This is a genomic window from Micromonospora andamanensis (assembly GCF_016863495.1).
In the GTDB taxonomy this organism is placed as follows: domain Bacteria; phylum Actinomycetota; class Actinomycetes; order Mycobacteriales; family Micromonosporaceae; genus Micromonospora; species Micromonospora andamanensis.
On the sequence record NZ_BOOZ01000009.1, the window covers coordinates 18,476 to 30,658 of the forward strand.

General features: G+C 70.9%; 9 protein-coding genes. 3 read left to right on the forward strand and 6 right to left on the reverse strand.

Annotation, left to right across the window (positions count from 1 at the left end; translation table 11 throughout):
- Positions 1 to 3: 3 nt before the first annotated feature.
- Positions 4 to 804, forward strand: coding sequence for a peptidase (locus Van01_RS10580; RefSeq protein WP_204005127.1), 801 nt, complete (start codon positions 4 to 6; stop codon positions 802 to 804).
- Between the two features lie 128 nt (positions 805 to 932).
- On the opposite strand, the gene Van01_RS10585 is transcribed toward Van01_RS10580, so the two are convergent.
- From Van01_RS10585 to Van01_RS10610, 6 genes are all read right to left on the reverse strand, one after another.
- Complete coding sequence (locus Van01_RS10585; protein WP_204005129.1) at positions 933 to 1,562, reverse strand: DUF305 domain-containing protein; 630 nt, start codon at positions 1,560 to 1,562, stop codon at positions 933 to 935.
- A 79-nt stretch (positions 1,563 to 1,641) separates the two neighbouring features.
- Positions 1,642 to 2,067 (reverse strand): DUF6153 family protein, encoded by a 426-nt coding sequence (locus Van01_RS10590; RefSeq protein ID WP_204005131.1) that lies wholly within the window; start codon positions 2,065 to 2,067, stop codon positions 1,642 to 1,644.
- Positions 2,068 to 2,120: 53 nt separating this feature from the next.
- Entirely contained in the window at positions 2,121 to 4,544 is a 2,424-nt protein-coding gene (locus tag Van01_RS10595) for a DUF4132 domain-containing protein (protein ID WP_204005133.1), read from the reverse strand.
- A complete protein-coding gene (locus Van01_RS10600; RefSeq protein WP_239098984.1) occupies positions 4,544 to 4,939 on the reverse strand; it encodes a hypothetical protein in 396 nt (131 codons plus the stop codon). The genes Van01_RS10595 and Van01_RS10600 overlap by 1 nt, the downstream gene beginning before the upstream one ends.
- 59 nt (positions 4,940 to 4,998) lie before the next feature.
- Positions 4,999 to 6,447 (reverse strand): family 43 glycosylhydrolase, encoded by a 1,449-nt coding sequence (locus Van01_RS10605; protein WP_239098985.1) that lies wholly within the window; start codon positions 6,445 to 6,447, stop codon positions 4,999 to 5,001.
- A 314-nt stretch (positions 6,448 to 6,761) separates the two neighbouring features.
- Positions 6,762 to 7,661, reverse strand: coding sequence for a pentapeptide repeat-containing protein (locus Van01_RS10610; protein ID WP_204005135.1), 900 nt, complete (start codon positions 7,659 to 7,661; stop codon positions 6,762 to 6,764).
- Positions 7,662 to 8,249: 588 nt separating this feature from the next.
- Here Van01_RS10610 and Van01_RS10615 point away from each other — a divergent pair.
- Positions 8,250 to 9,725: a hypothetical protein gene (locus tag Van01_RS10615; RefSeq protein WP_204005137.1), complete on the forward strand. Its 1,476-nt coding sequence runs from the start codon at positions 8,250 to 8,252 to the stop codon at positions 9,723 to 9,725.
- Between the two features lie 62 nt (positions 9,726 to 9,787).
- On the forward strand, positions 9,788 to 12,163 hold the full coding sequence (locus Van01_RS10620; RefSeq protein WP_204005139.1) for a non-ribosomal peptide synthetase: 2,376 nt from the start codon (positions 9,788 to 9,790) through the stop codon (positions 12,161 to 12,163).
- Positions 12,164 to 12,183: the final 20 nt, after the last annotated feature.

Consider the following 12,183-nt stretch of genomic DNA (forward strand, 5'->3'; position numbering starts at 1 on the left):
GAGATGCTCACCCGCTCGGCAACCGCCGCCGCACTGATCGCCGCTGGTGTCGCACTGACCCCCGGCCCGGTGCTCGCCGCGCCAACCCCCACCCCCACCCCCACCCCCACCCCCGGAGCCGTCACTGTCACCAAGGCCGGCACCTCGTACCTGAGTGCCACCCCGGTCGCCGCCGGACAGCCCGTCCGGGTCGCCGCCTCGACAGGTGAATTCCTCTACTGGTCCTTCCCGGCCGCCGCAGGCGAGATCCACGAGATCACCGCGACGGTCACCCTCGCGCAGAACCGCAGCGGTCGCTCCACCTGGACCGTGGAGGTCTTCGACGGGCTGCGTCGCCGGCAGGCGTGCACGGCCGGCGCGCAGACGCCCACCGCCGACGCCTCGGCGCGTACCGTCGGCATCGGCTGCACCCTGCGGCGGGTACGTCCGTGGGCCGAACCATGGTCCGGTGACCCGCTGCCCGGCACCTACTACGTACGCCTGGCCGTGGTCGACGTGCCGGAGACCGACCTCGGCCTGCCGATCGACGTGGACCTGCTGGTCTCGACCACCGACGACGCCGGCAGCTCGGCTGACGACGGCAGGTTGGAGGCGGCGCTGGTGCCCCCGACGAGCGCCGGCTCGATCCTGGCCGCCGAACCGACAGTCGCGCCACAGGGCGACGACGACGGCTGGAATCTGAGCCTCACCGGCTGGCTGCCCGAGGCCGGTTCCCGTTGGATCTGGACCACGGCCGGCGGGATGCTGGCCGCGGTCGCGGGCGTTGTCGGATTCGCCCTCACCCGGCGCCCCTCCACCAGGTGAGCCCCGCCGGCAGGTCGTGTCGAGGTGCCCACCCGACCTGCCGGCGGTCCTGCCGTCGAGCCATCGCTGGAAACGAGTGGTGGGTGAGGTGGTGCCCGGGCGGCGGACCGCCCGGGCACCGGACGGCGTCACAGCCGGGTGAGAACCTTCCTCATCGTGTCGATCTCGGCCTGCTGCGTGGTGGCGATCCGCTGCGCCAGCGCTGTGGCGTCCGGGTTGACGCCCTGGGCGGCTTCCTCCTCAGCCATCGTGATGGCCCCCTCGTGATGGGCGATCATCATGGTGAGGAACTGCCTGTCGAACTCCGTGCCGGAGGCAGCCGCGAGCTTGGCCATGTCGGCCTCGGACATCATGCCCGGCATCTCGTGGTCCATCTCCGGCATGCCGTGCCGGCCACCGCTGGCCATCGGCATCGGTGCGCCCCACGACGTGAGCCAGCCCCGCATCTGGGCGATCTCCGGCGCCTGGGCGTCCTTGATCTGCGTGGCGAGCTGCTTCACCTCCGGGTCGGAGGCACGGGTGGCGGCGAGGTCGGACATCTCGACCGCCTGCTCGTGGTGCGGGATCATCATCTGCGCGAACATCACGTCGGCCGCGTTGCTGGTGGCGGCATCTCCGCTGAACGCGCTGGCCGACGGGCTGCCCGGCATGTTGTGGCCGGCGCTCGTCGAATTGTCGGCGGCACAGCCGGCGAGACCGATCGCCACGGTGAGGCTCACGCCGACCCAGACGGCACGGCGTGGACAGGTGCGATTCATGGTTGACAGGGCCTTTCCAGATTCGGTGGACCGGAAACGAGTCGGCGCGGTCACCCATCCGGGTGCCCGCGTGTCGCTCCTATGTCCGCAGCACCGACACCGAGGCCGTGGTCAGACCGATCATGGGAAACGCCGGCGGGGCACGGCCGCCCCGGGCCCGGGTGAGCCGGCGATCCGGCGGTCGCACGCTGCGCGTACGCCTGAGGTGATGGGCGGCGAGCACGGCGGCGAGTGCCAGGCCGGCGGCGATGGCCAGGCAGACCGACCAGCCTGAGGGATGACCGTGCCCCGGCTCCTCCGTGGTCTGGGCGGCCGGTGCCACACACCGCTCGTCGTGGCAGCCGTCCAGGTGAGCTGACGAGATCGGTGCGGCATGGCCGCCGTGGCCGGCCGTGCCGAGGACGGGATCATGACCCAGGCTGTGCATCGCGGCCAACCCGAACAGGGTGCAGGCCAGCAGCACGAACCGGAGCCATCGCCCGGTGGTGGCCGCTTCGCCTCGCACCCGACCACGGTATCGCGGGGCAGACCACCCAGGGCCGCGATCCCATCCGCCAGCTATCCGCCGGATCTGAGCTGGCGGGTGATCGACGCGTCGGTGATCTCGGCGTCCTTCGCCAGCAGCAACGCCTTGCTGAGGATGACCGCGAGCATGCCGTCCCCCTCGAACGGCAGGAACTGCTGTTCGCCCGCCCGGCCGGTGCTGCGGTCCGGCACGATGCAGAGGTATTCGTCGTTCGGGCTCATCAGGATGTTCCCCGACCCCAGGTGGATCCGGTACGTGCGCAGGTCACCGTCGACCACCAGGAAGCGGCCGTCGAGGCGGGCCCGCTGCCCCACCGCCAGCCGGGGCAGCAGCCGGGCCAGCAGTTCCCGCCGGGTCTCGGCGGTCGCGGACAACTCCCCGAAGCTGTACGACGACCAGTAGTCCCGGAACCGGCCCTGTGGCCCGCCGTCCGACCAGGTCGGGTCGTTGCCGACGCTGTCCACCCCGACGAAGAGATCGACGTCCCGCATGATCTCGCTGAACACCAGTGGCGGGATCCGGTCGAGCGGCAACGGGTCGCCCGGTCGGGCGTCCGACCACGGCGATGCCGAATAGCCGCCCCCGGAGGCGTGCGACCAGTTCTGCGCGGCGGCGATCGGGTAGAAGCGCACCTGGTCGGTGACGAGCCGCAGGTAGGAGCCGCTGTCGGTGGTGTCGGTGTCCCACTCGTCGCCGACCCCTTCCACCCAGTACTCGGCCCGCAGCCCCCACCCGGGCAGTTCCCGGAAGGTCGGCGGATAGGAGTCGTCGACCATCAGCCGAAGCCGGTCCGTCCAGCCCCGGATCGCGCTCAGGGCGTGGAACTGGTGCTGCCGCAGGATGTGCCCGGCGAACCGGTTGGAGTACGTACCGGTGTTCTCCTCAGCCGGCGTGAGCAGGTAGACCTCTCGATGTGCCTGCTTGAACGGCTGGACGATCCGGTGCCGCTCCAACCAGTCCCGCCAACCGACCACCTCCGGCACCGGCCGACCGATCGGGTGCCAGATGCGCACCTCGGCATCGTCGCCAGCGGCCACGGGGGTGTCGTCGACTGTGCACAGTGCGTCGTCGGCCCAACCGCAGGGCACCCCGTCGACAAGCCACAGCAGCCGGCGGGCCAGCGCGCCGACCACCGGGTGATCCAGGTAACGCTGCCGCCAGGCGGCAAAGGTCCAGGTGCGCTGGGCCAGGAAGAGCCGGTCCAGCCGGGCCACCTGGGCGGCCAGCATGCCGGTGATCTCCTTGGCCAGGCTCTTCAGGTCGGCCAGCTCCGCCGCGTGCTCCCGGCGTACCGCCGCTGGCGGGCTCTTCACCTGCCGGCCAGACTCCGTGAACCAGGTAAGCGCGACGCTTGTGGACACCAGCGACAGCTCGACCCGGCAGCCGCCCAGGGACACCTCGTGCCGGCCCACCCCGGTCAGACCGTAGTCCGGAACTGCCAGTTCCTCGATCTCGTCCCGGCTGATGCCGAGGGTGGCGGCGCGAGCGTCGAGCGCCTTGTCGATCTCCTTGCGGGTGCCCTTGTAGGTGACCCGGGCCGACAGCCGGGCCAGCTGCGCCAGCGCTGGCTCGCCGTCGAGCCGCCCGAGCACCCCGACCGCGGCGTTGGCGACCTTCGGGCAGGCCGGACCGACGCCGGGCAGGCGACGCAGCATCGCCTCGACCAGACCGCCGATGCGGCGCACCTGCTCCGGGGTCGGGCCGGTCCGCTCGACCAACCAGAGCAGGCCGCGCAGCAGGTCGGCGTTCATCGAACTCGGCTGCTGGTGCGGGGCGCGGGTGGCGGTGGTGAGCCACCCGTCGAAGAGCTGCCCGGCCTCGCTCGGGTCGACCTCGGCGAGCAGCCGGGTCGCCTCGGTCGACCAGCCGGCCGTCGGGCGAGGTGTGGTGGCGGTGCTGGCGTGGGCGACCAACTGTCGCCACGCCCGATCGAGTGTGGGCAGCTCGGTGAGGATCTGCCGGGCCCAGGGGTCCTCCGGGTCAAGACGCGGCCCGGCCAGTTCGGCGATGAACTGCCGCAGCCGCTGGCTCTCGTCGGACCTGTCGACCAGCACCTCCATCAGGTCGGCGGAGATCGGGCCGGTGGCGGCCAGGCCCCGGGCCACTGTCTCCAACGCGGTCGGCGACAACGCGTACGGCTCCTCGACGGCGAACGCGGCGAGATCCTGAAGCTGCTCCGGCGCCAGATCGGTGGGGAGCCGGCGAGCCAGCTGCCCGATCAGGTCGCGCGGCGGCCAGGCACGAACCTGGTCCTGCCGGACGAGGGCGGCCATCGCCTGCACGAGACGCGCCACGTCCGAACGGGACAGCGCGCGCAGCGCGGCGCGTACCTCCGGGTTGTCGCGGCAGAGCCGGGCGTGCGTGTACAGATGGACGGCCAGGCTGGCCGGGTCTTTCGCGGCGACCAGGTCGCGGGCCCGGTCCGCGTACCAGACGGTGTCGGTGGTGGTGGTCATCAGCCACCGACCAGCGGGACGAGCTTGAGGAAGGTGACAGCCGTGTCGCGGCGCAGGTCGACCTCGTCGTCCAGCTCCTCGATCTGCCGGTCGCCGACAAGCACCACGAACCCGTTGCTGCCGAACGCCTTCTCGGCGAGGGCGACCTGCCGCTGCGGGTCGACCCGACGGCGGGGCCGCTCGCCCTGCTCGCCGTTGAGGGCACGCTCGGTCGAGGTGGGCTGCACAAGTGACCGACGTGGCTCCGGGCTGGCCGCGTTGTGCTCGACCACCTCCTGGTGGATCCGCCGCCGGATCAGTTCGCGGAGCGTCAACCGCTCCTCGAAGATCTGCAAGGCCCACGCGGGAGTCCGCGTACCCGCAGTGCTCTCATCCACAAAGGTCACCGTCGCCATGGCGCGGAAGTCTAGGTACGCCCCCCGACATCCGACCCGCTGCCGGCCCGGGCTGCCGCTCAGTCCAGGGCGAAGGTGGCCGAGGCCCGTCCGGCCGCGTCCGGTACCGCCTCCAGGTAGAGCAGGCCGTCGCGGTGGCGGACGTACTGGCCGGGGAAGTTCACCGACTCCAGCGACACCTTCGCCGCGTCCGCGAGCCCGGCCCGCCGGGTGAACGTGGCGTCCTGCCGGAAGAGGTTCGAGCCATCGTTGCGTTCCACCCAGACCTGATGGTTGCGGTGCCGCAGGAAGTAGCCGGGGTAGTTCGTCGACTCCAGCGAGATCGCCGAGGAGTTCGACAGGCCGGCGACGATCCGGAACTGCGAGTCGGCCAGGTTCGTCACGTTCGGCTCCAGCCGGACCCGGAACTCCCAGTGCCGCAGGTAGCGGTCGGGCAGGTCGTGGGCGCGCAGCCGGACCGGCGTCAGGCCGTCCGGCACCGGTACGCCGAAGTTCGGCGTACCGTCGGCGTTCCAGTAGACCCGCTGGACCCGGGTCCGCCGGTTCGGGTCGCTCAGCGGGTCGTATCCGTTGCCGAGGTACCGCTCGTAGTTGCGGGAGTGGTAGACGATCACGTCGCTGCCGTCCTCGGCGACGGTGAACGAGTTGTGCCCCGGTCCGTACTGACCGGTCCGGCTGTCACTGGCCAGCACCGGCGTCGCGCGCTTGCTCCACGATGCCGGGTTCAGCAGATCGCTGCCGGCAGCGGCGGTGAGCAGGCCGACCGCGTAACTGGCGTCGGTGGCGCTGGCCGAGTAGGTCATGAAGACCCGGCCGTTGCGGATGAGCACCGCCGGTCCCTCGTTCACCCGGTAACCGCGGGTCTCCCAGGGGTACGTCGGGGTGGCGATGAAGGTCGGCGTGCCCGCGTACGTCCAGGGGTTGACGGCACGGGCGAGGTAGATGTTCGAGTTGCTGCCGGCGTACTCCGCCCAGGCCAGGTAGCGCTGGCCCTGGTGCATGAATGTGGTGGCGTCGAGGGAGAAACTGTTGCGCGCCGGCTGGAGCTGGCCCCGCTCCACCCACGGGCCGTCGAGCGGGTTGGCGGCGCTGCTCTCCAGCACGTACGGCCGGATGGCCCAGATGTCGTCGGTACGGCCGGCGGCGAAGTAGACGTACCACCGGCCGTCGATGAAGTGGATCTCCGGAGCCCAGATGTGCGCGCCCATCTCACCGCTGCTGTGCCGGCGCCAGATCACCCGCTCGGGTGCGGTGGCGAGGCCCTGGAGGGTGGTGGCGCGACGCAGCACGATCCGGTCGTACTCGGGCACCGTGGCGGTGAAGTAGTAGTAGCCGTCGGTGTGCCGGTGGATGTGCGGGTCGGCGCGCTGCTCGGCCAGCGGGTTGGTGAAGGTGACGGCGGCGGCCTGCGCTGGGGCGGCCGGTCCCACCAGGACACCTGCCGCAGTGGTCAGCAGGACGGCGGTCGCCGCCACCCAGCCGCGACACCTGAGCTGCCGACGCGCCATCGCCTTCGCCCTTTCGCCAACTGCGAGCCGGCCATCCGGGGGCGGGCACGGTCCCCGTCCGACCGTGCCCGCCGTGCCCGCTACCTCATTGATAGCGTTAACATTCACTCCCCGTCAAGAGACCGACATCTATCGGACGCCTGGCCGCAACACTCCACCGCCCAGCGCAGGCAGCCCGGATCACAGCCCGGCCCGCGGGAGCGGGGCAACCTCGTCGGGTGAGCAGGGTCGCTCGATTCCGCAGACCCGAGCTTGCCGCACCGGCGGGCAACGGACGGCAACGACGCCGCCACCGCCGGTGGGTCAAATCCGGGCTAGTTCCAGGTGATTGTCGAACACTCCGCAAGGCGCCATGCACCAGCGGGCGGCGGTTCGACGCCTGCGGGGAGTTTCGTTTCGGCATCGGTGACGGCGCACTGCAGCTGGCTTGATGAAAGGTCTGTCACGCCGCGCAGATCGGCACCCGAAAGATCCGCCTGCCAGAGTGATGCTCCGAACAGAGCAGCGTTACGCATACTTGCTCCCGAGAGATCGGTGACGTGGAGGATGGAATGGGAAAGATTGGCGTTGTCAAGCTTGGCCCACTCCAGCTTCGTGCCCCGCAGACTGGCGCTCGCCACCCGCGCCTCGCGTAGATCCACACCCCGCAGGTCAGCCCCATCGAGAGTGATGCCGTCGATCCGGGCCCCCCGGAGATAGGTGTCCGGAAGCTCCAAACCGTCTCCACTGCGCTGGTTGTTCGCCAGCCCTTCCGACGTCAACACCGCCCGGTCGTCCTCTTCGGAGTTTCTCCTGGCGAGAACTGTCAACGCAGCCTGGATGTCGATCGGCAACCGGACGCGGTCCGATCGGTTCACAGCTCGGCTGGTCGACGCCAGCGCCGCATCGGGCCCAGGGACGGCCGGCAGCGGAGAATTCAACCTGACGAATCCGGCAATTATCTCGATCGTCGCCGGCTGGTCGGATGGCGAGTTCCGCATCAACTGCTCAAGCGCATAGATGGCACCCACCCGGAGCAGGAGCTTCTCACGCCCAGGTTCGTTGAGTTGCCGAACCGCGTCGTTGTACCTGTCGCTGGCCTGCCCCTTGAGCGCCACATCGAGCTGCGCACGGTCCGCCTCACTACTGAGATACAGTCCGACCGCGACCACGAAGACCGACAGGATGCTACCGACGGCGATCAGGCGCTGCCAGGGATCCGGCCTGATTTCCACGGGCGGATAATCCCGGTCCCGAGCATGGCGTTTTCCGCGACCCTGGCCAAGGCCTGGACTTCCGCCCGACCCGCCAGCCCTCGCCCTCTTCCCCACGTGTTTCTTGCGGAGGACCACTCTCAACCCCTCGACGCGGCCACGAGATCAACGGAGCTAACCATCACCTGAACGGAATCGGCGCCTGGTCGCAGCTGCAAGATACGACGCAGTGATGATCGCTTTTCGAATCGATCCTGGTTCGGTCGAGTCGGATTGTGGACATGCGCCGACAGCGCCACCCACGAAGCACCCCGACCGAACCGGTGACGTCACCCCGCACCGATCGACAGCAGGAAACCGCAGCCGCACCCGCGCCGGGGGACCACCGACCTCCGCGACAGCCGCTACGCTGTGGCCCTCAGTCACGCCGGTCCGAAGTGGTCTCAAGGCACGACGACCGCGCAGTGACCGCCGCGCGTCCACCCCACCGACAACAGGATCTCGAAGGGGTGGCTGCCGTGGGTGAGAAAAGTGTCGGCGAACTCTGGCATCGTCGGAACCATGTGTGGTTACCCGCATGCTGAGAGTCACTCATCGATCGGTTCGGAGATGCTGGGCCTGGACCTCGCCGGGTGTGCTGCGGTCCTCGGGGTGAGCGGGCCGCAGGTGCAACTGTGGGACTCCACCGGGCAGTTCGCCGCACCCCGCACCGGGCAGGGCAGACACCGCCGGTGGTGGCGTACCGATCTCTACAGGTGGGCGGTGACCTCCCCGCTGCACCTGGCCGACCGGGTCCCGCTGAGCCACTGGCCGGCCGCGACGGGTCCCCGCCCCTACCTCGGCGCCCGGCTGATCGCCGACAGTGTCGCGCTCATGTGGGCCACACCCGTGGGAACGATGGCCGTCGTCTGGCCGGTCTCGGGACGGCGTCCCGCGCCGCGCGGTTATCTGTCCCCCTTGCTGCGTGCGTGGGGCGTGGTGGGCGCGGCGACGGTGGCCCCCGGCCTCGACGTCGGTGGTCCCGTTGTCGAATCGCTGCCGATGACTCCGGCACAGGATGCGGGCTCCCCGTTGAGCTGGACGGAGCTGTCGGCGCTGATCGGCCAGCCGTTACCGTACTGGCCGCTGCCCCTCCGTAGGGAGGTTCTGCTCACCCGCTGGCGGCCGGGCCAGGCCACTGTCGAGGCGCTGGCCGGAGATCCGGAGCTGGACACCGACGCACTCCTTCGCATGGCCAGCCTCTACAAGGCGGACCATCCGGCGGCGCGCCTCCTGGTCGAGCTTGCCCGCACCGTCTTCCGCCAAGAGGCCGAGTCCGCCGGAGGGGAGATCGACGCCGTGGCGCGTGCGGTGGGTGCTGGCACCACCGTCGTCGCCGCCCGGCCGATGCCCGTGCCGGCGGTCGACCTGGACGACGTGGACGAGGGCACCCGCCGAGCGGGTTGGTGGGAGATCCTCTGTCGGCAGGACACCCTCGCTGAGCACTGCCTGCTACAGATGCTGAAGTGGGACAACGGCGCGGACTGCCCGTTCGGCCACCGCTTCACGGTCAGAGCGGCGAGCCCGACCGTCGACGAGTGGATCGCACGGCTGGAGCCGACCACCCGTAGCGCGGCGTTCCGGCTGCTGGGTGAGGTCGACGTCGACGAGGAGACCCTGCGCGACCCGGCCACCGACGCGCCTGTGGTCCGCCGCCGCGACGGCGACGAGATCGAGCTGCGTGCCGCCGCGCCGCAACGGCTCCGGGCGACATCCCCGTTGGCCGAGATCATCCTGGATCATCCGATCTGGGTTCGCACCGCCGACGGCACGCTGTACCCCGCTCCGCAGGGCTCCTACTGGGGGATCGGTTGGGGCTACCCGGGTTTCGGACCGAACTGTCTCGCCCTGCTGATTCACCGGCTGCTCGACGACATCAACGCCCGAGCCGCCGACAGCGTCAACGGAGCCCCCGTCGGTCTGCAACGCCTGACCCGGATCACGATGCCCCGCGGCACCGTGCTCACCCGCGAGCAACTTGAGTCCGCTCGGGCGGGCACCTGGCAACCCACCCGTGACGACTTCCCCGCAGGCTACGAGGATTAGGCGCCCTGCCGCCCCGGTTTATGTGACACGTACCGGCCGGGACCGCCCCGTACCGTCGAGTCATGGCACCTGGTCCACCTGGGACGACCGCCCTGCCCCCGTGGGCCCTCCCCGGTTCCCAGCCGGGTCGGGTCCGCCTGACATGTGAGGTGCCGGCGGGGTTGCGCGACGCGCTGGCCGTCGGGCCGGACGACACGGCCGCCCGGGAGCGGACGTTGCTGGTCAGCTGGCTCGCGGTGCTGTCGCGGTGTGTCGGCGAGCCCGAGGCGAGCACGGCGGTGGCCGGCGAAGCCGGTGGCCTCGACCGGATCAGCGCTGTCGTCGCCGACGTCACCTGGGCCGGCCTCGGCGACGCGCTGCGGCGGGTACCGCTGGACGGCCGACCGCACAGCGCCGTCGACGCGCGGGGGACGCTCGCCGACGACACCGCCGACCTGGTGGTGCGGCTCGGGCCCGGCTGTGCCGGGTTGGAACTGGCCTACGACCTCGCGCACGTCTCGCACCACGCCGCCCAGCGGGTGCTCGGCTACCTGCTCCACGCTCTCGGCCGGGCCCGCACCGCGCCGGATGCGACAGTGGACCTCGGCGACATGTTGGGCACCGAGGAGCGTCGGCGTCAGCTCGTCGAGCTGTGTGGTGCCCGGGTGGACAACGGTCCCGACGGGTTCGTCGCGGCGTTCCAGTCGCGCGCAGCGGCGGTTCCCGACCGGCCCGCGGTCCGGCACCGCGAGGACGTGTTGACCTACGGCGAACTCGACAGCGCCTCGCGGCGGCTGGCCCACCGTCTGCGCGGGCTCGGCGTCTCCGGCGGGGACGCTGTCGCCGTGGTCAGCGACCGGCACCTCGACTGGGTTGTCGCGATGCTGGGAGTCCTCCGGGCGGGCGCTGTGTATCTGCCGATCCGGCCCGACTTCCCGCCGTCGCGGGTGCGCGGCCAACTCGACCGGGCCGACTGCCGGCTGGCGCTGACCGACGGCCCCGGCAGCACCCTCATGTCGGTCGTCGCGGGGACCGACGGCTGGTCCGGAACGGTGGTGCCGATCGCCGAGCCCGGCGCCGAGCCGGTCGCGGTCGACCTGCCACCGCCGGCCGGTGAGCAACCTGCGTACGTCTACTTCACCTCGGGCTCGACCGGGCAGCCAAAGGGTGCCCTCTGCGCCCACGCTGGCATGATCAACCACTTGTGGGCCAAGGTCGACGACCACGGCCTCCGGCCCGACGACGTGGTGACCCAGACCGCCTCGCAGTGCTTCGACATCTCGCTGTGGCAGGTCTGCGCACCCCTACTGGTCGGCGGCACCTGTCTGGTGGTCGACGTCGATAAGCAACTCGATGTGGCAGCGTTCACCGCGCTGCTGGTCCGGCACGAGGTGACCACGATCCAGGTCGTGCCCTCCTACCTGGAGGTGCTGCTCACCCACCTGGAGACCGGCACCGTACGGCTGCCCCGGCTCCGGTCGGTGTCGGTGACCGGTGAGGCGCTCCGCTCCGACCTGGTCCGTCGCTGGTTCGCGGTGCTGCCGGGAGTCCGGCTGCTCAACGCCTACGGCGCCACGGAGACCTCCGACGACGCCATGCACGAGGTGCTCGACGGACCTCCGGAGCGGGATCTGCCCGTGGTGAGCGTCGGCCGGGCGCTACGGAACATGCGGGTCTACGTCGTCGACGAGCGGCTGCGTCTGATGCCGGAGGGCGCCCGCGGCGAGATCGTGTTCGCCGGCGTGTGCGTGGGACTGGGCTACCTCAATGACCCGCAGCGGACCGCCGAGGTGTTCACCACCGACCCCTACCACCCGGGCGAACGCCTGTACCGGTCCGGCGATCTGGGCCGCTGGCTGCCGGAAGGGCGGCTGGAGTTTCTGGGCCGCCGCGACCACCAGGTCAAGATCCGGGGGCTGCGGGTGGAGATCGGCGAGGTGCGGGCGGCGATCGCGGCGGTACCGGCGGTCATCGACGCCGCTGTCGTCGCCGTCGGAGACGGCAACCGGGCCCGGCTGGTGGGCTTCCACGTCGCCACCGACGAGATCACACCGGACGACCTCGACAAGCAGCTCGCCGCGCGACTGCCGGACTACATGATCCCGGCGCACCACCTCCGACTCGACGCGCTGCCGCTCAACGACAACAGCAAGGTCGACATGGTGCGGCTCACGCGGCTGGCGCAGGAGGCGACCTGCGGCGCTGTCGCGTTCGAGCCGCCCGGCACGGCGGCCGAGCGGCGCCTGGCGATGGTGTGGTCCGAGGTGCTGGGGCTGCCGACCGAGCGGGTGGGCCGGCACGACGACTTCTTCGAGTCGGGCGGCACGTCGCTGTCGGCGGTCGACCTGTTGACCCGCCTGAAGCACCGGCTGTCGCTGGCCGACCTGCTGGCTGGTCCGACGTTGCGCGAGGTCGCCCTACGGCTGGGCAGCGTCGACAGCGATCCCGCTGCCGGATAGCCGCCGCCACCTGGTCGTCC

What these genes read in the sequence shown, in the direction of transcription:
- Van01_RS10595 (WP_204005133.1), bottom strand. Translation starts at nt 4,544, where the DNA reads ATGACCACCACCACCGACACCGTCTGGTACGCGGACCGGGCCCGCGAC.
- Van01_RS10600 (WP_239098984.1), bottom strand. Translation starts at nt 4,939, where the DNA reads ATGGCGACGGTGACCTTTGTGGATGAGAGCACTGCGGGTACGCGGACT.
- Van01_RS10615 (WP_204005137.1), top strand. Translation starts at nt 8,250, where the DNA reads ATGCTGGGCCTGGACCTCGCCGGGTGTGCTGCGGTCCTCGGGGTGAGC.
- Van01_RS10605 (WP_239098985.1), bottom strand. Translation starts at nt 6,447, where the DNA reads ATGGCGCGTCGGCAGCTCAGGTGTCGCGGCTGGGTGGCGGCGACCGCC.
- Van01_RS10585 (WP_204005129.1), bottom strand. Translation starts at nt 1,562, where the DNA reads ATGAATCGCACCTGTCCACGCCGTGCCGTCTGGGTCGGCGTGAGCCTC.
- Van01_RS10620 (WP_204005139.1), top strand. Translation starts at nt 9,788, where the DNA reads ATGGCACCTGGTCCACCTGGGACGACCGCCCTGCCCCCGTGGGCCCTC.
- Van01_RS10580 (WP_204005127.1), top strand. Translation starts at nt 4, where the DNA reads ATGCTCACCCGCTCGGCAACCGCCGCCGCACTGATCGCCGCTGGTGTC.